Raw genomic sequence first — 21,635 nt, 5'->3', positions numbered from 1 at the left:
CCTACCGTATCCCTCAAGCACACCCTCGCCTATCGTATCCCCGACAACCGCACACGAAGAGCGTCATGGCAAATGGAGGAACTTTACGGGGGGAGCTGACTCCCACTATGCACACGGTGTGCTTAGGCACGTGTGGCGTCGAAGCCCGCCTCATCCACAGCGGCAATAACATCAGCCTCTGCCACCGTTCCATCCGATTGGAAACTCAAAGTACCGGAAGAAGCCGACACCTGAATATCGCTCACACCTGCCAACTTCTGCATCTCTTGCGTCACCGCCGCTTCGCAATGGCCGCAACTCATGCCCTCAACGATGTAATTCTCAGTGCTCATTGTTCATCTTCTCCTTTACGGGATCGACACGGTTAGAAAAGTGCGTGCCGGCTTTCTACTTGTCAGCGTTTCCCTTGCTCCACGTGGACCATGGGATGTTCCAGTCACCCAAACCGTCGTGACCGTCGAATGTGGAACCAGTGCTGTTCTTCACTTCCACAATGTCGCCTCGCTTCATGTTGTCATACACCCATTTGGCGTTGGCGTCAGAAACATTCACACAACCGTGTGAGGTGTTTTGCTTACCCTGAGCCCACACAGACCATGGCGCTGCGTGAATATAGACGCCGGAATAACTGAGCTGAGTCGCATATTTGACGTCAGTACGGTAGCCACCGTCCTCATGAGAGTATCCGAAGGTTTCGGAATCCATCAGTAACTTCTCATATTGGTCACCAACCTGGTATATCCCGTTCGGGGTAGCCCAGCGGCCACCGTCACGACCGTTGGATACCGGCATGGTCTGCACGACCTTACCGTTTTTGTAAATCGTCATGGTCTTCGCAGCGTCGTCAACGACGGCACGCATGGCGTCGCCAATTGTGAAGCTAGCTTCACGATCCTCCTGGCCATACACACCGTCGCCTAAATCCTCGCCATAAAAGTTGGCTTTCACATGCACCTTCGTGCCGGGCTTCCAATACTCTTCCGGGCGCCAACGCAGCGAAGTAGAGGAGATCCAATAGAACGCGCCCTCTACCTTTGGCGTGGTTTCAATATCGATGAGCTTCTGCACAGCCTTGCGGTCGGTGATGGGAGTATCGAAGTGAAAGCTTATGGACTGACCAATCCCCACAGTGGAACCGTAAAGCGGAGAAAGCGCAGCACTAGTCTGGGAAGCCGGGGACTGCGTAGTGAAGCTCGCATCATAAGACTTGTCCTCCGACTTCGCTTTGAGCTCGTATGAGCGGCCATACCCGAGCTTTTCCTTTGCAGTCCACTTCTTGCCATCCTCAGACAGAGTGCCCTTGACCTGCTTCCCGGCGTCGTTAGTCAAAGACACATCCCCCAGTTTCTCGGAGGAGGAGACGGTGATCAGATCAGCGACAGCCACATCCGTATCGCCATCTTTCACATTGGACTGAAACTCGACGGAGGACTTCTCAGCGGCCGGCTGATCATCCCCATGCCCACCGTTATTATCAATGGTGCAGGCAGCAGTGCTCAGCACCGTCGCCGCAACAGCAACGCTGGCGAAGACGCGACGGGCATGGTGCAATGTTCCGGTTCGACAAAAGAGACGCATTATTCTCCGAATACACAAGAGCTAGTCAATGTTGTGGACGCTGCCGCCGTGTCCCAATCGTCTTCATCGAACGCGGCGGCAATAACACGAACTCTACCGCCGTCCACCGTTTTTCCACACGCCGAAATGACTACTCGCAGCAAACGTTTACCGAACTGATATACGCCAGACACAAGAATCAACTAATTCGAGACGTTAGCCAGTTAAAAACCGCTGATATCCAGGCGATTTGTGCAATCAACGTTTAAGACATATAGTTTCATGTCGTTGCTGAGGAACTCAGCAGATGAGAACCGCTAACAGCATCCATGCGGGTCATTAGCTCAATTGGCAGAGCAGCTGACTCTTAATCAGCGGGTTCGGGGTTCGAGTCCCTGATGACCCACATTCAAGCCCTCACCGGGGTTATCTCCGGTGGGGGTTTTCCTGTTTCTAACCAGTTAGCCTACCTACGCGCCGAACCGCTCCACGATGCCATGAGTTCAACCATTGGCTACGCCCGAGCCTCTACTGACCGCGGCACCTCACGCACCTCCGATCGCCTGTCAGCCCTACAAGATAACGAAGAACGCATACGCTAAGAAAATGATTGGAAAAGTCATCACACCCAGCGAAGTAGAAAACTAGACCAGCCCACATCGAAAGCCTTGGCGTGTGGCCAGCACACAGGGGAAGGCTCCCGGAGTCTCCCCGAGATGAGTACCCACTGATGAAAGACTGGTTCCGTTCACTCATGGAGCGCATTTCAAAGATCTCCCCATGCATGTTCTAGGATAGCAGGAACAAATAGGCGGCTAAATTCTTTGGTTGCTCGAAGCATGAGCATGAAGCTTCACGCATGCAATCTCAACCCGTACGTTTACTGGGATATATCCACCACTGTCTGTTGTGAAAGTTAGATAAAAATGATGGTGAGAGAAAAGAGCATCTTCTCAGATGTGGCATTTCCCTACTTTGCAGCGAAATTTTTATCAACATTTGCACTCTCCATCCCGCACGCGATATTAACCCCTATACTATTATCTAAAGGATTATCCCTATCTGAGATACTAAAGCTTCAGGTTGCATTCAGCATCTGCGTATTACTATTCGAGATTCCGAGTGGTGCAATTGCAGACATTATCGATCGACGAATAGTGTACGTCGCTTCTCGCGCTATCCTTGCGATCTTCTTTATCGCAGTAATGCTAGGCAGTGGGTTTTATTTTCTACTTTCCATCTGGTCAATATACGGCATTGCAAACGCTCTAGAATCAGGAACATTAGATGCCGCACTTGTCAACAACGCAAAGAACCAAAAAAGAAATCATCCTACATCAGAAGGTCGTGTTTCTTGGCTCGTAAGACGAGAATCTCAATTTAATTTTTCAGGCATGTTATTCGGTAGTGTAACAGGGGCGATCTCCTACCCATATATAGGATATAACATCTATCTATTTTCTTTTTGCGCCACTGTTCTCGCCATCGTGTCCGTAGTTCTCTTCTTCCATATCCCAGAACAGAAACCACAGTTTAACTCAGATTTTAAGTTCTCTTTGGGAAAGCTGAAGCATCACGTCGATGACACCACTGTAGAAATGAGACAGTCTCCCTTATTAAAGAGATTCCTACTTCTCACGGTACTCATTGAATCTTTTATGCAGTTACACATGCAATTATGGCAGGCCATTGCCTTGGAAAACAGCATAGGAGAGAACCGCCTTTTCCTTCTTTACGCAACATTCATTGCAATCTCAGCATTTAGCTCAACTTTCCGAGCTGAGAAGATTATTGGCAGTACAACAGGAGCAGCTACCGTTTTATTAGCGGTTACAGTATGCATTTTTTCGCTTCATAAGTATACCGGTCACCTCTACGTCATTTCCTATGCGATTATAGTATTCTTTCTTATAATCTTTCTCAATTACTGCACTATTGGGGTTCGGCGAAACTCTTCCATTGAAAGAATCGGATCAGTAACCTCTCTAGTGAGCGTATGCAGTCGAATAGGATCTATAACAACACTCATCATCTCAAGCCAGATTATTGAGCACATATCTGCCACTCAGGTTTTCTGCTACGGCAGCGCCTTAATTACTGTCATACTTACAGCTTTTGGGCTATTTATTCGTCTCTCACGGTCTTCATGATTCCAGACACTACAACTATCCATTCAACCCCCTAACTTTCAGCACATGCATCCGGGGTTACTTCAGCACATGCAACTCAGATTACTGCGCGGAACTTGCGTTGAACCTTACGAGAACAAACCCCGTGACGGATTTCCGCATTCCCCTGTCTCTCACGTACTTCGCCCACGTCTCTCGCGGCGAAACTTCTCCATCGCTTTCGATCGCAGCATGCGCTGGGCGCAGCAAGCCGGAAGTCTCGCTTACAAATCGATCTGGCATTGAGAATGCGTCATGATATTCCATCCATTGCCAGCCCACCAGAACTGCGGGGTTACCTTACTGATTCTTCTACGATTCCCGGAATAGACGCTCTCCCGGTAAAGGAACCCACGATCGTCAACAACTCCACGCTTACGATGATCGGCACAGCCCCCGCCCCCCAAACCGCCGCAAAGGCCTCTTAGTCAATGTCCCACCCGCCTGAACACCAATGAGTGCATAACCCACATCCACCAGGAGGGTTATCGAGCTCAAACCAGCGGCGTGCCCGTGAGTCTTCACGAAGTTGCTGAGATTGAACGGGAACGTGCTGATGCCGGGAGAATCGGAATGAGCACCAACGCCGTACCGGCGCCGATGAGAGTGCCGGCTAAGATGTCACTAAACCAGTGAGCCCCCAGGTAGAGCCGTGATGCGGCAACCGTGGCGATAATGACAGCAGCGATTGCAAGGACTACAAACTCTAGACGGCGATGATAGCCGCGATAACTCAGGAACAAAACAATGCCCACGGCAAGAGCCGCAACAGCGGTAGCATGGCCAGAGGGGAAACTGAAGTCAGTCTCAAGGAGGATTTGGTCGAGCCGGGGCGGGCGGGATCGCTCGAAAACACGCTTGAGTACCTGGGTAATAGCACCCGAGACCGCAACGGATGCAACGATATAAGCCCCTTTCTTCCACTGTTTAGTCCACGACCACGCGACCGCTCCAGCGAGGAGGGAAAAGACTATCGCTGACACAGGATTGAACAAAGTCGTAGCGGCCTTCATAACAACGGTTGCCCACGAAGAGCGGTGCTCAATGAATTCCGCGAGGACGTCGTTATCGCCATCCACGACCAACCACCAACGGGTAAGCATGCCAATAACAAAAGCAACGGTAATGAAAAAGGCGCCGATTGCCACAGACCACGTGCGCCCAAACTTCAACACAGGGAAAACCTCACTCACTAAATTGTTCTCCAGGATGGAGATAGGGAAAATGTGAGCCCAGGCTAGCAGTCACAGATGAGAGCAAGCTGGGAGTTAACCTCCACTCCGCTCGGAGACTTTCTGCACCTAATGACATTGCGGCCGTGGCGAGACTAGCGGCGGGGCTCAGGAAAATATCGGCAAGGTATTCCTCTACTTGGACGTTCTAGTTTCATCAATGCGTTTTCTCTGACCGACGCCGCAGTGTGTCAATAATCTGCGGTGCATAAGCACCAACAACAAGCATGGCTATCATGCGCATCACCTGAACTACTGTCACAACCGGGTCAGAACCCGCTTCGTGCGCAAATGCCAGCACTGCATAGATTCCTCCGGGCACGGTGGCTAGGTAGCTATCCAACACTGTAAGATCCCACAACGCGCTAATCCCCAACGCAGCGAGCAAGGAACTAACAATCATCAACAGCACCACGTTCACGATGATCGGCAAAGCCCGTGCAAACTGCCGCAATGCGCTTTTCGTCAAGGTCCCACCCGCCTGAATACCAATCAGGGCATAGGCCACATCCACCACCAGACCGTCCGGGGTTAAAAACTGAGCGGGCAAACCGATGACATGCGCGACAATAAGAAAAGCGATTGACAGCAACAAATAAGGCGAGGACACCGTAAACCAGCGCCTCGTGGCACGCGTAAATAACCACACCACGGCAATGGTGCACACCACGCCAATAACCGGCTGCCAACTGGTATCCCACCAAGCGGTGTGTTCGCCGATATCTCCCGCACCTCCACCATTGGAGTGGATCCCTCCGAGCAGCTGAACCATGGCAGGCAGAGTAAGTACCACGATGGATAACCGCAGATATTGCGTGAGCGTGACAAAGCGTATGTCTGCGTCGTCCATCTCATTCGCAAGCATCACCATGCCGGATGCTCCGCCAGCCATCGTTGACAACACGGACGTCGCCGGGGTGACTTTACGACAATGCACAAGCAACCAGGACCCCAACGCACACACGGCGAAGGTCGTCATCAAAGAGATAATCACCGCGCCGACGTAACTGGCAGCCGAAGAAATCCCCACGGTCGCCAGAGGCGCGGCACATAGTAGGGAGATGATCGCCTGCGAAGGAATCATCGCTTTCTTCGGAGGAGTCACCCGTTCATCTCCGAAGATCGCATACATCCCAAACACCACAAGGAAACTGAAAATCCATGCGGCGGGCACGCCTACCTTCTCACCGAGTACTCCGCCGATGATAGCTAGCACCGCCAAACCCGCTAAACGAGCCCAACGTGTGAAAATCCCGGAGGCTCTATCTGCCTGCCGGGATTGACGTTCACTCATCTCGCTCGACTTAGCGAGTAGCTGCAAGGAGTCGCTGAATCTCCTTAATTTGCTTCTTCTCCTTTCGCTTAGAGGAGATGAGCAAAGCAGTCAGGGTCACAATACCCAGAGCAACGCCGCCGGCAATCATCTGAACCTTTGGATCTTTCACGGTGCCCAAGGCCTGCGCCTTGGCATCGTTAGCAAAGTTCTTTGGGGCGGCGCGCACAGAAAGCTCATCCAGAGTTTTAGCGAGCTGGTTACGGGTGCGCTCAATATCGCGCTGGATGGCATCGACACTACGGGCCACGGAACATTCTCCCTTGTACGAGTACAGCGGACGTTTAAACTAAATACTTGCACCATTGTAGAGGATGTTTGCCGCATGTACCGAAGTATGTACCGAAGTTGAGGGCTCAATCCTGCCGGCAACACTTCTTGATCTCACGGTACAGTGGGGCTCATGACTGAAAACAACACTGCTGTTCGTTTAGAAGAAGGTGTGGCTGCACCGGATTTCACATTGGTAAACGCCGATGGCGAGAAAGTTTCGCTGGCCGATTTCAAGCGTAAGAAGGTCATCATTTACTTCTATCCCAAAGCCGATACACCAGGGTGTACCACAGAAGCCTGTGACTTCCGCGACTCGCTCACCCAGCTCAACGGTCAGGACATCGCAGTGGTAGGCATTTCGCCCGATCAGCCTGAAGCGCTTAAAAAGTTTAGCGATAAGTATGAATTAACTTTCCCCCTCCTGTCCGACGCAGACAAGACCGTCATGAAGGCCTATGGAGCCTTCGGGGAGAAGAAAAACTACGGCAAAGTTGTGCAGGGTGTCATTCGCTCCACCTTCCTCGTCGATGAAGAAGGCACCATCGCCCTGGCCAAGTACAACGTCAAAGCTACCGGCCACGTAGCCCGGATCATCAAAGAAATCGGTGCCTAGGTGTGTCCGGCGCCGGCAGAGCAAACGAGGTCTATATTTTCCACTCCTGTGAGAACCGGACTTTGTGTGCACTCTGCCGAGCTTCTAACAAAATAAAAAGGACGTTTATACCGGATAAACGTCCTTTTTCAGCGTGCGCCCGGGGAGACTTGAACTCCCACGTCATAAGACACTGGAACCTAAATCCAGCGCGTCTGCCAATTCCGCCACGGGCGCATTAGCCGCACGGCACCTCGGGCTCGTGCGATCATCTACAAATACTAGCAACTAACGCAGTGGAAAGTTCAACTGGCCACTGGGTAAGCTGTAAAACTGTGAGTATGCTGCACGAACATGCGTCGGATGAGGATCGTAACCTCCCGAAGGAACGGCTTGAACCCTTCCCGCTACGCGTGCGAATCGTCCAGATGATCTTTATCGTCCTCGCGGTTCTCGCGACTATCGGATTGGCTTACTGGCAATGGTGTCGCTTCACATCTGCTCAGGGAGATTTCCAAAACCTCGGCTATGCCCTGCAGTGGCCAATATTCGGCGCATTTATCGTGGTGGTTTACCGCAAGTACATTCAGTATGAGCGTGAACGTCTCAATGGCGATGAGATGGCCGCTGTGCCCAAAGCACACAGGGAATCTATGACGGAGATTCCGGAAGATTTCATCCACCTTCCTGGCCAACGCGTTCCCACGGATTTAAATAGCCAAGAAATCCTGACGGACGACAGACGCCAACAGGCACGCAAGTCCGACCCATCCTCCTCTCCCGCCGAGCACGCCAAGAACACGCAACCAGACAACGATTAAAGGATCCTTATCTAGATGAGCACCCCTGTGCACCCAGCGCGTCAGAAGCGCGTCGCCAAGAGTCTAAAGTTCTACTCCACCATGGCTATTATCACCGGTATTTGGTTGCTGGTTCTGGTCGCGGAAATGATCATCAAGTACATCATTTTGGGCAACGGGAACCAGCCAACCTGGTTTTCCTATATCGGCCCCACGCATGGTTTGTTCTTCATGCTCTACGCCATCTCATGCCTCGATTTGGGCACTAAGGCTCGCTGGGAGCCTGCGAAATGGTTAACGACGATGCTCGCTGGCGTCGTGCCATTTCTCAGCTTCTACGTTGAAAAGAAGCGCCGCAACGAGGTTGTCACCGCATTTAAGCTTGACGACTTGGCATAGCGTTCCAGCCGTTAGTCAGCACCGGATGTTTCTACCGCAACCGCGTCAATGTCCGCGTCTGTCGGGACAGTTGGTAAATATGTTTGATCCTCGCTGCTTTTATCTGGCCGAGGCCACGAACCCTGCAGGCAGGACAGCACCCCTACTGCAGCTGCCCGCACTCCCACCGGAAGGGTTGTAAGATCCGGCAAGAACGCCGGGTTGTGGTTCGTTGGTATGTCAGCATCCAAACGACCAGCGCGTTCAGCACGATCCCATTGCCGCCGCGGGGTAATTCCCACGGTCCATAACATGTAAGGAACTCCGAAGGACTTCGGGATGACGGAGAAATCCTCGGAGGCCGTCCATGGTTCCATGTCCACAGACTCGTCTCCGAATGCCTCGTCGAAACTGCCGCGAACCATCTTGAAGACATCCTCGGAATTGTTTGTTGCCCCGAGCATGCCCACAAATTTGAAATTTGGCTCGCGGTCAGCCCCCATGGACAACGCTTCTGCTCGTACGATGCGCTTAATGGCATCCACGCACTTTTTGCGCAATGCCTCATCGTAAAAGCGGCAACTCAGCGAGATCTTGGCCGAATCTGGGATCACGTTGTTGGCTTTGCCCGCTTCCACCGACGCCACAGTCACCACAGCAAACTGATCCGGTGGTACTTCACGGGACACCACTGTTTGTAGCTTCATAACGGTGGAGGCCGCCAACACAACTGGATCAACTGATCGGTGTGGCATTGAGGCATGGGCGCCACGCCCGTAGAGAGTGATCTCGATGGTGGTGGAACTGGTCATCACCGGACCAGGGGCGGAAAATACTCTTCCCGCCGGTCCAGCCACAATATGTTGTGCGAGACAAACATCGGGGCGAGGGATGATGTTGCCCAAGCCATCATTCACCATGCCGTTGGCTCCAATGGAGGCTTCCTCGGCTGGTTGGAAAAGCGCCACTACCGTACCGGTCCATTTATCCCGAGTACCATCCAGAACGTGCATCGCTCCTAGCAGGCTCGTAACGTGGTGGTCATGCCCACAGGCATGCATCGTCGGCACGCGTTGGCCTTGGGCGTCTAATTGAGAGTGCTTCGAGGCATAGTCCACCCCGGTTTTCTCTGCGACGGGGAGCCCGTCAAAGTCAGCACGCATCAACACGGTGGGCCCTTCGCCATTTTCCAATACAGCGGTGATGCCATAGCCACCAATGTTGGTGGTGACCTTCCAGTGAGTAAAAGGTGTGAGCTCACGAATGATACGGGCGGCTGTTTTCTCTTCGGCGGTGGACAGCTCCGGTTCCTGGTGGAACTCCTTGTAAATGTTCTCTAGCCATTCCAGATCAAGCCTTCCGCCCTCGGGGGAGGCGTCGCCGTCCACTCGACCGCCGTTCAGGGGACCCATGTATTCCTCGACGATCTGCGCCGGGCTAGCAGCTAGTTTGCCCTGGGGGCTAAAGACCGTGGCTGGTGAGGCGGAACCGACATCGGCGGTCACAGAGGCTCAGTCCTTTCACTTTTCGATGTGGGGATTAACCTGCTCTGATGGCATGCGACTTTGCTTAGCCCGAGCAGGCAAAACGGTTTCCAAGAACCTTTAATGCTCAAGTCTACTGAGCTGACGCAAAGCCGGCACGAGCTGAGCCAAAGCTTTACCGCGATGGGACAGTTCATCTTTGCGTTCGGGACTGAGCTCCGCTACTGACGTGCCCGACTCCTCCACTGGAGAGAACAGTGGATCATACCCAAAGCCGCCCTCGCCGCGTTCTTCTCGCAAAATAGTGCCACGCCAGTGGCCCTCACCTACATACTCTGTGTCCATCCCAGCCGACGACGCAACATCTTCCGGCAATTGCATCACGCACACAGACACATAGTGTGCACCACGGCGTTCATCAGGTGTGTCACTCAACTGGGCGAGTAGCAAAGCATTATTAGCGGCGTCGTTTCCGTGCTGACCCGCCCAACGCGCCGACAGTACACCCGGCATGCCACGCAGTTCATCCACGGCAATACCCGAATCATCGGCGATGGTAACTAGCCCGGTGTGGCGCACACCATCGCTGGTCTTAATCCGAGCATTATCGACGAAATCTCGGCCCGTTTCCGGAGTCTCTGCATACTCCTCAACATCGCTCAAGGTCACCAACTCAATTCCCGTAATGCCTTCTGCCTCCAGAACACGGTTGAGTTCCTTAAGTTTTTTTGCGTTACGCGATGCCACCAGAACGCGCATTAGTCCAGGCTCTCCTTCAATACCGCTTTCTGCACAGCAATAAGCTGTTGCAACCCTTCCTCTGCTAGGGCCAGCATGTCATTAAGTTCCTCACGGGTGAATTCACTATGTTCACCCGTTCCTTGGATTTCCACGAACCGGCCTTCTTCTGTCATGACAACATTCATATCCACGTCCGCACGGGAATCCTCCTCATACGGCAAATCCAAACAAGCAACACCGTCAATAATGCCCACGGAGACAGCCGCCACAGGCTTACGTAACGGATGCCCCGGCACTACTCCTTCCTTTTGCAGATAGGCCAATGCATCCGCCAAAGCGACATATGCCCCAGTGATTGCCGCCGTGCGAGTTCCGCCGTCTGCTTGCAATACGTCACAGTCAATAGCAATGGTGTTCTCCCCCAACTCCGTCAGATCCACTGCGGCCCTCAAGGCACGCCCCACGAGACGAGAGATCTCATGAGTGCGTCCCTTCACCTTGCCACGCATAGATTCGCGAGGCATGCGCTCATGGGTGGCAGAAGGCAACATCGAATATTCTGCAGTGAGCCACCCCTCCCCAGAATCCTTCTTAAAGCGTGGTACCCCAAACTCGACGGAGGCGGTGCACATTACCCGGGTGTTACCGAACTCCACCAGAACGGATCCAGCCGGGTTGGTGGTGAAACCGCGAGTGATGCGTACTGGGCGTAATTCATTAGTTGCGCGTCCATCCGCGCGGGTGAAAGAGGTTTCTTTAGCCATATTCGCCAGCTTACAAGCTCCCCGACTCCTCGTTGCGGGGAGCTATCTAACAAAGAAAGCTGTCTAAGAAAGCTGTCTACAGATAACCGTCTAGGAAGGGACCCGTTTGCGGGGGACTTGTCTGTCGAATAATGAGCCCAGCCTGTCTTTTAGAAGATGAGCTTCATCCCGGACTTCGCTATAAGAATCTCCCCTTCGAATTCCGAACGGGCTCCCCGGAACGTCGCCTCTTCATCTCCCCATGGTGGGATGTGGGTCAACAGCAGGGTCTTCACTCCTGCTTCCCGGGCTGCCTTGCCAGCATCGCAACCAGCCATGTGCATGCCTTCTGGCTTATCACCCCCGCATTCTCCCCACGTCGCCTCGCACACCAAAAGATCGGCACCTCGTGCGAATCGTGGCAACACATCGGTCGGAGCGGTATCACCGGTGTAGACAATGCTGGTTCCATCAGAATCCTGGATTCTGGTGAGGTAGCTCTCTGTGGTGTGTACGGCCGGAGCGGAAAATACCCGAAGTTCTCCCACCTCGTAGACAGGCCATATGGTGGCGTCGAAGTCCCCCTCGCCCACCTGATGAACAAGCACATCGAACGTGTCCTCGATGTTGTCTGGCTGATCGGGGTAATCGCCGCCCGCGCGTTGCAGGTGAATCTGCGCCATTTGGGGTCCGATGAGTTTGTGCCTCACCGTGGCGGGGGCTGTGGGATGGTACCGACGCCACACGAGGAGCGATGGAAAATCCAAGCAGTGATCCGCATGCATGTGCGAAAAAATCACATGGCATTGAGAAGGATCTACCTCTGGCGTGCGCTGGATGGCAGCCAAAACTCCTGGCCCCATGTCAAGAAGGACGTTTTCCCCTGAACTTCCACGCAGGAAGTACCCCGATGCTGCAGATTCCGGCCCTGCAACGCTTCCTGAACAGCCCAAGACAATCAGTTCCATAGATGTTTATTTTCCCACGAGAAGCCTAAAATTCACCCCTAGGCGACGAAGATTTTAGGTAATCTCACATCGCCGGTAGGAATGCTAGATTTCTCACGTTCTCACACACCGCTTCAGTAGTAACCTCAGCGACACGCATCGCAACGAATGTTTTGCCTTCAAATCTTATCTGGTCTAACGCAAGATTTCTGGAATATGAGACACCGAAGTAATAGCGGGTCCCAAAAACCGAGTTGCGAGAGAAGCAAAACGTGCGGGGTCTCCCGTTGATTCGAAGCTAAGTCTGACGGAACGCTGCGGGTCGGTATCAGCCAATTGACCTGATTCGCTAAGCAGCCGATACACAGTTTTTGCTGTCTCCTCCGCGGAAGACACCAGCGTCACATTGTCCCCCATCACCAACTGAACCACTCCACTCAACAACGGATAGTGAGTGCATCCCAGTACTACGGTGTCCACATCTGCGTCTTTTAATGATTCTAAATAGTTCTCAGTAATGCCCAAGATTTGGCGTCCTGTAGTGATGCCCCGTTCCACGAAAGGAACGAACAACGGGCACGCTTGTTGATAGACTTCCACCCCTTCACCTGCGTGCTTTTCGAAAGTACGGGCATAGGCTCCGGACTCCACAGTCGCCGCCGTTCCAATCACTCCTACCTTTCCGTTACGGGTGGCTGCTGTTGCTCGCCGCACAGCTGGCAGGATGACTTCGACGACCGGAATGTCGTAATGCTCACGCGCATAATCGATAAACGCAGCCGAGGCAGAATTGCAAGCCACAACGATCATCTTGCAGCCGCGGTCCACCAGTTCATCCGCCACGGCAGCAGCACATTGGCGCACCTGTTCCAGCGGCTTATCACCATAGGGGGCGTTTGCGGTATCGCCAATGTAAATGATGGACTCATGAGGTAGCTGATCCACCACAGTGCGAGCCACTGTCAGGCCACCCACCCCTGAGTCAAACATGCCAATCGGGGCGTTGTTATAAGAACTCCCCGACACATCGGCCACAGCCCCTACCGACACGTCAATAGAGTCTTCAGGCAACGCATCGCTTAGGCCTTTCGCCATCGCACCGGCCTCCTGAGCCGCGTCGGTGACATCAACTAGCTGCGGTTGTAGTGTCTCAGACAGCTCATCACTCACAGGCTCTTCGCGTTCATCATGTAGTGCGTAATCCATATTCCTTGTCACGGTTCTATCACTCATGGGTTCGTCACTGATGCATCTCCCGTCCCTGCTGAACGAGGCTCTATTGCCATCATGCCAGGCAGACTTGGCGCCGAGAATATATCAATGAGAACGCGACCCGGAACTCATCCATCCGGCCATAAGGCCCCCTAGCGCTCCAAAAAGGTGCCCTTGCCAACTGATCCCCGACTGCCCTGGTAAAACGCCCCAGAGCATACCGCCGTAGACGCACGCCACAACGATCCCCACCAGAATCTGACCGATTCTTCCCGTAAAAAAGCCACGAGTCACCAGGAACGCGAGCCAACCATAAATGAGGATTGACGAGCCGACATGCACCGAATACGGCTGGGCGAAGAACCACACCCCAAAGCCGCCCACGAGCATGCTCATGACAGTGCTGACAACCACAGCCCCGCTTCCCGATAACGCCACGATGAACAGCAAAATCGCCGCCACCACAGTATTCGCTATGAGGTGGGCAAAACTAGCATGAATAAATGGGGCGAACATGATGCCCCAGATTCCCTCCACGTCATGCGGACGAATACCAAAGGCAGTAAGCCGGTAACCAGACAGCGCATTGACGATCTGCACGGCCCAAATGAGGACTAAAAACGTGACGGTAGTGCTCAACGCGGACATCATGCGCGTACCTGCGCGGGTCACCATAAGAGGCTGGTTCCGCCTACCCCGACCTGCCATATCGGCTTGCCCAGTTATTCTGGGAGCGCCTCGTCGACCAGGGCGCTGATTAAATGGCTGAGAATCATAGGGCTGGTTATACACGCGACGTTGCTACTCCGTGTTGCTAGTACGATCGATCAATTCACGGTATGAGGGGACGCCAAAGGCGCTTTCTGCCGCGAGAACAGCGTGAACAATCGCTCGCTCCACACAGTTAGCACCTACGGCTGAAAGCATTGACAGTTCTACCGGATTCACCGGCTGTGCGTCAGACCCTGTGGACAGGCCGAACAGCGTATCACCGTCCATGGGCATGTGCGCCGGGCGAATCGCGCGAGCGAGACCATCGTGAGCGGCCAACGCCAGGCGCTTTGCTTGCGCCTTGGTCAGTGTGGCGTCGGTAGCCACTACTCCAATAGTGGTATTCAGACTCGTAGCACTGTGGGGTGTGGACTCACTCTCATCCGACGCCACCCCCACCATCTGTGGGGCGATCTTAGTCCCCCACAGATTCATCGTGCGCAGGCGTTCCACTACGGCCTCCTCCAACCGAGTCTGGGGACACGCGGCGAATTCCCCCTCTAATTCCGCAGCCACGCCCCACGGCACACCATTAGCCGGATTAACAACACCGCCCTGCGGATTCACCACCACGGCTGCGGACACCGTAGTGCCAGCCAATAGGGTGCCAGCTGGGAAAACAGCGCTGGCCTGCCCAAAGCCTCCTTTCAGAGCGCCAGCAGACGCGCCACGCCCCGCTCCTATATTGTCCGAAGAATAAGGTTGGTCATCCTCCTCATCGCCTTCCGCGAGCGCCAGCGCCCGCAGTGCCGCTCGCGTGGCGTGTGCACCCGTGGTCATATCCGGCCGCGAATCCCAACGTCCCAACAGCAGATCAAAAATCACCGCCGCGGAAACAATGGGGATTTTCTTATCGGGAGCGCTATCGCCCAGTACGGGGAACCCAATGCCGTGTTTCTCGAGTACCGCCATGACACCCGATGTGGCGTCGAGACCAAAGGCCGAGCCTCCGCACAAAGCGACGGCGTGAATGGCATCCACAGTATTCTCCGGGTTGAGAAGATCCGTCTCGCGCGTACCCGGCCCGCCACCGCGCACATCCACACCAGCCACCGCGCCGCCCGGCGCGACTATGACGCTAACACCGGAATCACCGGAACCGTCCTCACACGTCGCATGACCCACGCCCAACCCGCGCACATCCATCAAGGCATTATGCGGACCGGGTCTACAACCGAAAAGCTCCAAGGACATCAGCTAGTCTTCCGTTACTCGCATTCTCATAACTGCCCACTACTCGACACGGGTGAACACTTATTCCAAGTCGTTGAGGTCAAGGTCGCCCATCATCGCATACATGAGCGAATCTAAATGGCTACCCAGCCAATCCATGTACTGATTAGCTTGAATTACTTGCTCGGCATCTTCACCCTTCTCAGCGATGAGCTGTTTGAGCTGTTCATAGTGATAAGAGCGAATGTCTGCCAGAGCATTTGTCCACATCGCTGCTTCCGACTCAGTGAGAGAAATATTCACGGAACCATCCGGGCCGAGAACATCGCACAGCACCCGCAAGTTCAGCAACTTCTGACGGATGATATCGGTCTCGTTAAGTTGGCGCATGAGGGCAGCATCTCCCTCCACCTCCTCAGCGCCATCTGCGAAATAGCTAGGCAGCAGGCGCGCCAGCGCTGGATTATCCGGCGCTTCCGCGTGACCGGAAGGCATTCCTGTCATTTCAGCCAACTCATCTTTTGGTGCGGTACGCACTCGCTCCATCAGCTGGTTGGCCACCAACGACGCACTATCACCCAGCATCTCCCGTTCCAGCGGTTCCAGGCGCGTGATGTAGCGGGTACCTCGCATCATGCTTTTCTTCTTGGTCCATGCATCCATGACTAAACCTCGACGCTTCCCTTCCTAGTTTTAGCCATCCGAACGCTGCATGGTTGCCCACAGACCGGCCATCTGGAGCTTTTTCACATCAACCTCAACTTTGTCGCGCTCACCGGAGCTGACCACGGCTTTTCCTTCAGTGTGTACCTTCATCATCAATTCCGTGGCCTTCTTACGCGAATAGCCCAAGGTGGTTTGAAAAACATAGGTTACGTAACTCATGAGGTTCACGGGATCATCCCAACAAATGCACAGCCACGGTAAATTGGCATCCGTGACCATGTCAGGAACCTTTTCCTCAACGGGTGTTGCTGTAGGGGCTGCAGGTGACGTCATGTTCTAAAGGATACCGTCCGCGCACACAATCTGCCCCGTCCCGACTACGATGTATCGGGTGACTACACCAGATACCACCGAGCTGCAGAACCGCCATGCAGGCAATCGTTCCTCTGCACTGCTCACCGACAAATACGAGCTGACCATGCTTGAGGCCGCGCTCAAAGATGGCACTGCTCACCGCACGTGCGCCTTTGAAGTCTTCACCCGGCGTCTGCCGAATGAACGCCGCTACGGTGTAGTGGCTGGTATACCTCGTGTTCTCTGCGCCATCCGAGATTTCGTCTTCACCGAAGAACAACTCGCTGAGCTGGACTTCCTCTCCCCCGAGACCATCGACTATCTGCGCAATTACCGCTTCACCGGCGACATTGACGGTTACCGCGAAGGTGAGCTGTACTTCCCGAACTCGCCAATCCTCACCGTACGGGGAACGTTTGCTGAATGCGTGATCCTGGAAACGGTCGTGCTGTCTATTCTCAACGCCGATTCCGCCGTAGCCAGTGCGGCTGCCCGTATGGTCACTGCCGCCGCCGGCCGTTCGATCATAGAGATGGGATCTCGCCGTACCCACGAGTACGCCGCTGTCACTGCGGCTCGCGCCGCCTATCTCGCCGGATTCGATGCCACCAGTAACCTCGAGGCCGCTAAACGCTATGGCATTCCATCCACCGGAACTGCCGCGCATGCATGGACTCTCTTGCACACACATCCCGACGGCTCCCCCGATGAGGCCAGTGCCTTCCGCGCCCAGGTAGAAGCTCACGGACAAGGCACCACGTTACTGGTGGACACCTACGACATCACTCAAGGCGTTGCAACCGCCATCGACGTGGCAGGCTCGGAATTAGGCGCTGTACGTATTGACTCCGGTGACCTCGGCGTCGTTTCCCGTCAGGTTCGACGCCAACTCGACGACCTCGGAGCGACGAACACCAAAATCGTCGTCTCTTCGGATCTCGACGAATTTGCGATCGCGGCGTTACGCTCCGAACCGGTGGACATCTTTGGCGTGGGTACCTCCGTCGTCACGGGATCCGGTGCCCCCACAGCGGGTCTGGTTTATAAGCTCGTCGAAGTTGAAGGCCAGCCCGTCTCTAAGCGAGCACGCGGCAAAGAGTCACGTGGTGGTGCCAAAGGCGCAATCCGCATATTCCGCAATACGGGTACAGCCATCGACGAAGTCACTTATCCGCTCGGTGGTGATCTGCCAGAAGTCGGTGACCATTCCTACGTGCAGCTATCCATCCCTATGGTGCGCGATGGTGAGCTAGTCGGAGAAATCCCAGCGCTCACGGAATCCCGCGATTACCTCGCACAACAGCTGGTCACTCTTCCGTGGGAAGGTCTAGCTCTCACCCGAGACGAACCAGCGCTCTCCGTGCGCCACACCACGTAGTGTCACAGTCGCAGAGGAAGAATGATGGAGGAATGAACCGTACCCAACAGCTGCTGAGCCTAGCGGTTGATTCCCTGAACGGCACGCCGCGTGCCGGGCAACAAAAAATGGCCGATGCGGTATCCGCAGCCATGGCCGAAGAAAAGCACCTCGCAGTGCAAGCGGGCACGGGCACGGGCAAGTCTTTGGCCTATCTCATTCCCGCGATCAATCAAGCGATGCACGGCAATCTCCCGGTTATCGTATCCACCGCCACTATTGCGCTGCAGAGGCAATTAGTAGAGCGGGACCTACCGCGTTTGGCGCAGGCTCTCGAGGACGAATTGCCGCGTCCATTGGAATCCGCGATTTTAAAAGGGCGCAACAATTATCTGTGTTTGAATAAGATCCACGGCGCCACAGTAGAGGCTGCCAACGAATCCGGGATGAATCCTGAAGAAGAGGCACTTCTTTCTTCTTCGGAGGTATCCCGCACGGGCGCTCAGGTCAAGCGCCTATATGAGTGGGCGAATGAGACCGATGACGGAGACCGAGACAATCTAGACAAGGGTGTCAGTGATCAGGCTTGGCGTCAGGTATCGGTCGCTTCACGCGAGTGCATTGGGGCGACGCGCTGCCCATTCGGAGAGCAGTGCTTCGCGGAGCGTGCCCGAGCGCGCGCCGCGCAAGCAGACATTGTGGTCACCAACCATGCGCTCTTAGCCATCGACGCCATGGCCGACGCACCCATTCTCCCTGAACATGAGACCGTGGTGATCGACGAAGCACACGAGCTGGTGCCTCGCATCACCTCTGCCGCAACCGCGGAACTTTCTCCGACGGCGGTGGCTATCCTTGCCAAACGAGCGAACAAGATCGGCTCAAAAGACACGGGAGTGGAACTCGAGGAAGCAGGAGACGCGTGGTCACAGGCGCTGGATTCTGCCATCGCCCATTCGGCTCCCGCAGGCACCCCAGGCTCGGTCATCGGCAGGTGGACTGAAGTTCCGGCTGGATTAGTGACTCCACTGTCCGCTCTGCGCGATGCCGCGTGGAAGGTCAATCGCGCAATCAGCAGTATCCCGGCGGGGGAATTTGCCAATGACCCGGCACAAGCCGCCGAGCGTCAGTCCGTTATTGCGGCCACCGAAGAGCTACACGATACTGCCCAGCGGGTGCTGGATGCCTCCTCCGCCAATGCCGCGGAACGACCGGACGACCTGCTCGGGGAAGACGTAGTCTGGCTCTCCTCGGACAGTAGCCGAAAGCAGATTTTCGTCGCCCCTTTGAGCGTGGCTGACTTGCTGCGCCAGCGATTATTCTCCAACTCCACAGTGATCCTCACCTCCGCAACACTAGCGCTTGGGGGCAGGTTCAATGTGATGATGGCTCAGTGGGGTATGCCCTCCCATGCCACCACTTTGGATGTGGGGACACCCTTTGATTCCAAAACGCACGGCATTTTGTACGTCGCCACCCATTTGCCAAAACCTGGGCGAGATGGCTTGTCTGCAGAGGCCATCGACGAGACTGCCCGGCTCATCAATGCCGCGGGAGGAAGAACTCTGGGATTGTTTTCTTCGCGTCGTGCCGCCGAAGAGATGGCCGATGAACTACGTGGCGTAGTTCCCTATGACATCTTGCTGCAAGGGGAAGATTCCCTCTCTTCTTTGGTGGAGCAATTTCGGGACAATCCATCCACCTGTCTTTTCGGCACGCTCGGACTCTGGCAAGGGGTTGATGTGCCGGGCTCCAGCTTAAGCCTGGTGGTCATTGACCGTCTGCCCTTCCCCCGCCCAGATGATCCTCTCATGAAAGCTCGTCAGGAAGCTGCGGTTAAGGCAGGACGTAACGGCTTTATGGAGGTCTCGGCCACTCACGCCGCACTTTTACTCGCGCAAGGAGCAGGTCGCTTACTCCGTTCTGTTGACGACCGCGGCATGGTCGCCGTACTGGATCAGCGCCTAGCCACTGCTCGGTATGGGAGTTTCCTTCGAGCGTCCATGCCTGATTTTTGGGAAACTTCCAGTCAGAGCACCGCTCTTGCTGCGCTGCGTCGATTGGCAAAAACCGCCGTGGATTGAGAGCAAACTGTCACAGGATGAGATGAAGCACAGTGCGTGCGGGCGCATACCGAAGCCTATCGGGGGAGTTCCCGGGTGCAGCCGAAAAGATGTTCCTACATTTGGACGCAAAATCTTCTTCTTTCTCTTACGATTGGGTTCAACCTTTTGATTTCCCCAACCGAGGAGGAACATATGCCAGTGGCTAGCCCCCGCCCAGATCTCGAGATCCCCGCATGTGGACTGTGGGGTCTTGTATTTGGATCTCTTGCTCCGGAAGATGAAGATCGCGTGGCCATCATCGATGTGGCTGACGGTTCCGAAACCACGTTTGCTGAGTTAAAGACCTACGTGGAATCCGCTGCCGGGGGTTTGGTGCATCGTGGAGTTAAGCCAGGCGATGTCGTAGCTTTACACTGCCCTAACTCCCTTGCTTTTGTGATCGCTGCGCATGCTGTCTGGCGAATAGGAGCCGTACTCACCCCAATCTCTCTCTTGGCAACTGAGGAAGCAATTGCGGAACAGATTAAGGATTCCGGGACTACACTTCTACTTTCTGTCGCTGCGTTAGGCGAAGCGTCTGCGAACGCCGCGAAGTCTGAGGGTGTGGAGACTATTTTTCTCGACTCCAACAATGGCCTCCAGCAGTGGTTTGCGGAACGCCGTACAGCTCCTCAAGTGAGCTTCGATCCCTCTACCCACCTGGCAGCTCTGCCGTATTCTTCTGGGACCACCGGTCTTCCCAAGGGAGTGAAGCTCACCCATGAGAACCTCGTAATGAACGTGCTTCAAGCTCAAGATGCGCAGCTAGTGACGCGTGACGACGTGATTTTTGGTGTACTGCCGTTTTTCCATATTTACGGTCTTACAGCGCTAGCTAACCTGTCGCTCACCACACGAGCAACACTCATTACCCAACCGCGCTTCGAGGTAGAAAGCTTTCTCACTGCCCACCAAAAGTTCGGAGTCACGTTTACGTTCATTGCTCCTCCCATCGCTGTGCTGCTGGCTAAACATCCTGTGGTGGAGAAGTTCAACTTGTCCACGTTGCGTGCGGTACTATCCGGTGCTGCGGCTTTGGATGAGGAGCTAGCCCTTGCGGTGGAGAAACGTCTGGGAGTACACGTGGAGCAGGGCTATGGCATGACAGAGACGTCCCCCGTCACCCACACGAACAGTGACCCACAGATGAACCGTGGATCCATCGGTAAGCCTGTGGCGAACACTGAGCACAAGTTGGTAGATCCTGAGTCAGGTAACGAGATTGGCTTGCCGGAACCTGGGGAACGTTCTGCAGTTGGTGAATTGTGGGTACGCGGTCCACAAATCATGAAGGGCTACCTCAACCGTCCTGAGGAAACTGCTGCGACTCTACCCGGTGATGGTTGGTTGCGCACTGGTGACCTTGCCGAGCAGGATTCCGAAGGCAATGTGTTTATTGTCGACCGGCTTAAGGAGTTAATTAAATACAAGGGTTATCAGGTTCCACCTGCGGAGCTCGAGGCGTTGCTACTCAATAATGATCACGTTGCGGACGCTGCAGTCATCGGCGTGGTGCGTAAGGGAGAGGAAATTCCGAAGGCTTTCATTGTGCTGCAGCAAGGTTGTGAGAATACCGACGCAGAAAAGCAGTCCATCATGGACTTTGTTGCCGAGCGAGTTGCACCATACAAGAAGATCCGGGAAGTGGAGTTTATTGACCAAATTCCTAAATCTTCCACGGGCAAGATCCTGCGCCGCGAGCTAAAGGCGCGGGAGAAGTAATTAGGAACCACCCCTACACGATTCCAC

General features: G+C 54.6%; 22 protein-coding genes and 2 tRNA genes. 9 read left to right on the top strand and 15 right to left on the bottom strand.

Features of this window, described 5'->3' with window-relative positions:
* Positions 1–122: 122 nt before the first annotated feature.
* Both GP473_RS02450 and GP473_RS02445 read right to left on the bottom strand, forming a co-directional pair.
* Positions 123–332, bottom strand: a complete 210-nt coding sequence (locus GP473_RS02450; protein WP_185769244.1) for a heavy-metal-associated domain-containing protein — start codon at positions 330–332, stop codon at positions 123–125.
* 55 nt (positions 333–387) lie between these two features.
* The gene (locus GP473_RS02445; protein ID WP_186277077.1) at positions 388–1,578 is read right to left on the bottom strand and encodes a L,D-transpeptidase; all 1,191 of its coding nucleotides are present in this window, start codon (positions 1,576–1,578) and stop codon (positions 388–390) included.
* Between the two features lie 312 nt (positions 1,579–1,890).
* Between GP473_RS02445 and GP473_RS02440 the strand changes: the two genes are divergently transcribed.
* From GP473_RS02440 to GP473_RS02430, 3 genes are all read left to right on the top strand, one after another.
* Positions 1,891–1,963, top strand: a tRNA-Lys gene (locus GP473_RS02440).
* Positions 1,956–2,159 carry a hypothetical protein gene (locus GP473_RS02435; RefSeq protein WP_186277076.1) on the top strand — a complete coding sequence of 68 codons (204 nt, stop codon included), beginning with the start codon at positions 1,956–1,958 and terminating at the stop codon, positions 2,157–2,159. The genes GP473_RS02440 and GP473_RS02435 overlap by 8 nt, the downstream gene beginning before the upstream one ends.
* A gap of 357 nt (positions 2,160–2,516) precedes the next feature.
* Positions 2,517–3,707, top strand: a complete 1,191-nt coding sequence (locus GP473_RS02430; protein ID WP_185769241.1) for an MFS transporter — start codon at positions 2,517–2,519, stop codon at positions 3,705–3,707.
* Between the two features lie 539 nt (positions 3,708–4,246).
* Here the strand turns inward: GP473_RS02430 and GP473_RS02425 are convergent.
* The 3 genes from GP473_RS02425 to GP473_RS02415 form a co-directional block, all read right to left on the bottom strand.
* Positions 4,247–4,918, bottom strand: a complete 672-nt coding sequence (locus tag GP473_RS02425; protein WP_222104964.1) for a phosphatase PAP2 family protein — start codon at positions 4,916–4,918, stop codon at positions 4,247–4,249.
* Positions 4,919–5,114: 196 nt separating this feature from the next.
* Positions 5,115–6,251, bottom strand: coding sequence for an AbrB family transcriptional regulator (locus GP473_RS02420; protein ID WP_186277075.1), 1,137 nt, complete (start codon positions 6,249–6,251; stop codon positions 5,115–5,117).
* 10 nt (positions 6,252–6,261) lie between these two features.
* Positions 6,262–6,540: a DUF3618 domain-containing protein gene (locus GP473_RS02415; RefSeq protein ID WP_185769238.1), complete on the bottom strand. Its 279-nt coding sequence runs from the start codon at positions 6,538–6,540 to the stop codon at positions 6,262–6,264.
* A gap of 153 nt (positions 6,541–6,693) precedes the next feature.
* Here GP473_RS02415 and bcp point away from each other — a divergent pair, with 153 nt between their 5' ends.
* Positions 6,694–7,176, top strand: a complete 483-nt coding sequence (bcp, locus tag GP473_RS02410; protein ID WP_185769237.1) for a thioredoxin-dependent thiol peroxidase — start codon at positions 6,694–6,696, stop codon at positions 7,174–7,176.
* A 134-nt stretch (positions 7,177–7,310) separates the two neighbouring features.
* On the opposite strand, the gene GP473_RS02405 is transcribed toward bcp, so the two are convergent.
* Positions 7,311–7,392 (bottom strand) — tRNA-Leu (locus tag GP473_RS02405).
* 104 nt (positions 7,393–7,496) lie between these two features.
* Here GP473_RS02405 and GP473_RS02400 point away from each other — a divergent pair.
* Both GP473_RS02400 and GP473_RS02395 read left to right on the top strand, forming a co-directional pair.
* Positions 7,497–7,976 (top strand): hypothetical protein, encoded by a 480-nt coding sequence (locus GP473_RS02400; RefSeq protein ID WP_260619925.1) that lies wholly within the window; start codon positions 7,497–7,499, stop codon positions 7,974–7,976.
* A 15-nt stretch (positions 7,977–7,991) separates the two neighbouring features.
* A complete protein-coding gene (locus tag GP473_RS02395; protein ID WP_185769236.1) occupies positions 7,992–8,354 on the top strand; it encodes a DUF3817 domain-containing protein in 363 nt (120 codons plus the stop codon).
* 11 nt (positions 8,355–8,365) lie between these two features.
* Here the strand turns inward: GP473_RS02395 and GP473_RS02390 are convergent, their stop codons facing one another.
* The 9 genes from GP473_RS02390 to clpS all read right to left on the bottom strand — a co-directional run bounded on the left by GP473_RS02390 (position 8,366) and on the right by clpS (position 16,403).
* Positions 8,366–9,745: an amidohydrolase gene (locus GP473_RS02390; RefSeq protein WP_185769379.1), complete on the bottom strand. Its 1,380-nt coding sequence runs from the start codon at positions 9,743–9,745 to the stop codon at positions 8,366–8,368.
* 192 nt (positions 9,746–9,937) lie between these two features.
* Complete coding sequence (locus GP473_RS02385) at positions 9,938–10,576, bottom strand: non-canonical purine NTP pyrophosphatase (RefSeq protein ID WP_185769235.1); 639 nt, start codon at positions 10,574–10,576, stop codon at positions 9,938–9,940.
* Positions 10,576–11,322: a ribonuclease PH gene (gene rph / locus GP473_RS02380; protein ID WP_186277074.1), complete on the bottom strand. Its 747-nt coding sequence runs from the start codon at positions 11,320–11,322 to the stop codon at positions 10,576–10,578. Before rph ends, GP473_RS02385 begins: the two co-directional genes overlap by 1 nt.
* 149 nt (positions 11,323–11,471) lie before the next feature.
* Entirely contained in the window at positions 11,472–12,269 is a 798-nt protein-coding gene (locus GP473_RS02375; RefSeq protein WP_186277073.1) for an MBL fold metallo-hydrolase, read from the bottom strand.
* 174 nt (positions 12,270–12,443) lie between these two features.
* Positions 12,444–13,343 (bottom strand): glutamate racemase, encoded by a 900-nt coding sequence (gene murI, locus GP473_RS02370; RefSeq protein WP_185769378.1) that lies wholly within the window; start codon positions 13,341–13,343, stop codon positions 12,444–12,446.
* Between the two features lie 222 nt (positions 13,344–13,565).
* On the bottom strand, positions 13,566–14,252 hold the full coding sequence (locus tag GP473_RS02365) for a rhomboid family intramembrane serine protease (protein WP_246394872.1): 687 nt from the start codon (positions 14,250–14,252) through the stop codon (positions 13,566–13,568).
* Positions 14,253–14,261: 9 nt separating this feature from the next.
* On the bottom strand, positions 14,262–15,425 hold the full coding sequence (locus GP473_RS02360) for a P1 family peptidase (RefSeq protein ID WP_186277071.1): 1,164 nt from the start codon (positions 15,423–15,425) through the stop codon (positions 14,262–14,264).
* 60 nt (positions 15,426–15,485) lie between these two features.
* On the bottom strand, positions 15,486–16,067 hold the full coding sequence (locus tag GP473_RS02355) for a DUF2017 domain-containing protein (RefSeq protein ID WP_185769230.1): 582 nt from the start codon (positions 16,065–16,067) through the stop codon (positions 15,486–15,488).
* Between the two features lie 30 nt (positions 16,068–16,097).
* Complete coding sequence (gene clpS / locus GP473_RS02350; RefSeq protein ID WP_185769229.1) at positions 16,098–16,403, bottom strand: ATP-dependent Clp protease adapter ClpS; 306 nt, start codon at positions 16,401–16,403, stop codon at positions 16,098–16,100.
* A 58-nt stretch (positions 16,404–16,461) separates the two neighbouring features.
* On the opposite strand from clpS, the gene GP473_RS02345 reads away from it, so the two are divergent.
* From GP473_RS02345 to GP473_RS02335, 3 genes are all read left to right on the top strand, one after another.
* A complete protein-coding gene (locus GP473_RS02345) occupies positions 16,462–17,802 on the top strand; it encodes a nicotinate phosphoribosyltransferase (RefSeq protein WP_425488588.1) in 1,341 nt (446 codons plus the stop codon).
* A 32-nt stretch (positions 17,803–17,834) separates the two neighbouring features.
* Entirely contained in the window at positions 17,835–19,865 is a 2,031-nt protein-coding gene (locus tag GP473_RS02340) for an ATP-dependent DNA helicase (RefSeq protein ID WP_186277069.1), read from the top strand.
* Between the two features lie 174 nt (positions 19,866–20,039).
* Positions 20,040–21,608: an AMP-binding protein gene (locus GP473_RS02335; RefSeq protein ID WP_186277068.1), complete on the top strand. Its 1,569-nt coding sequence runs from the start codon at positions 20,040–20,042 to the stop codon at positions 21,606–21,608.
* The last annotated feature ends 27 nt before the right edge of the window (positions 21,609–21,635 follow it).

It is taken from the genome of Corynebacterium anserum (genome assembly GCF_014262665.1).
In the GTDB taxonomy this organism is placed as follows: domain Bacteria; phylum Actinomycetota; class Actinomycetes; order Mycobacteriales; family Mycobacteriaceae; genus Corynebacterium; species Corynebacterium anserum.
This window is presented reverse-complemented; position numbering and strand designations above follow the sequence as displayed.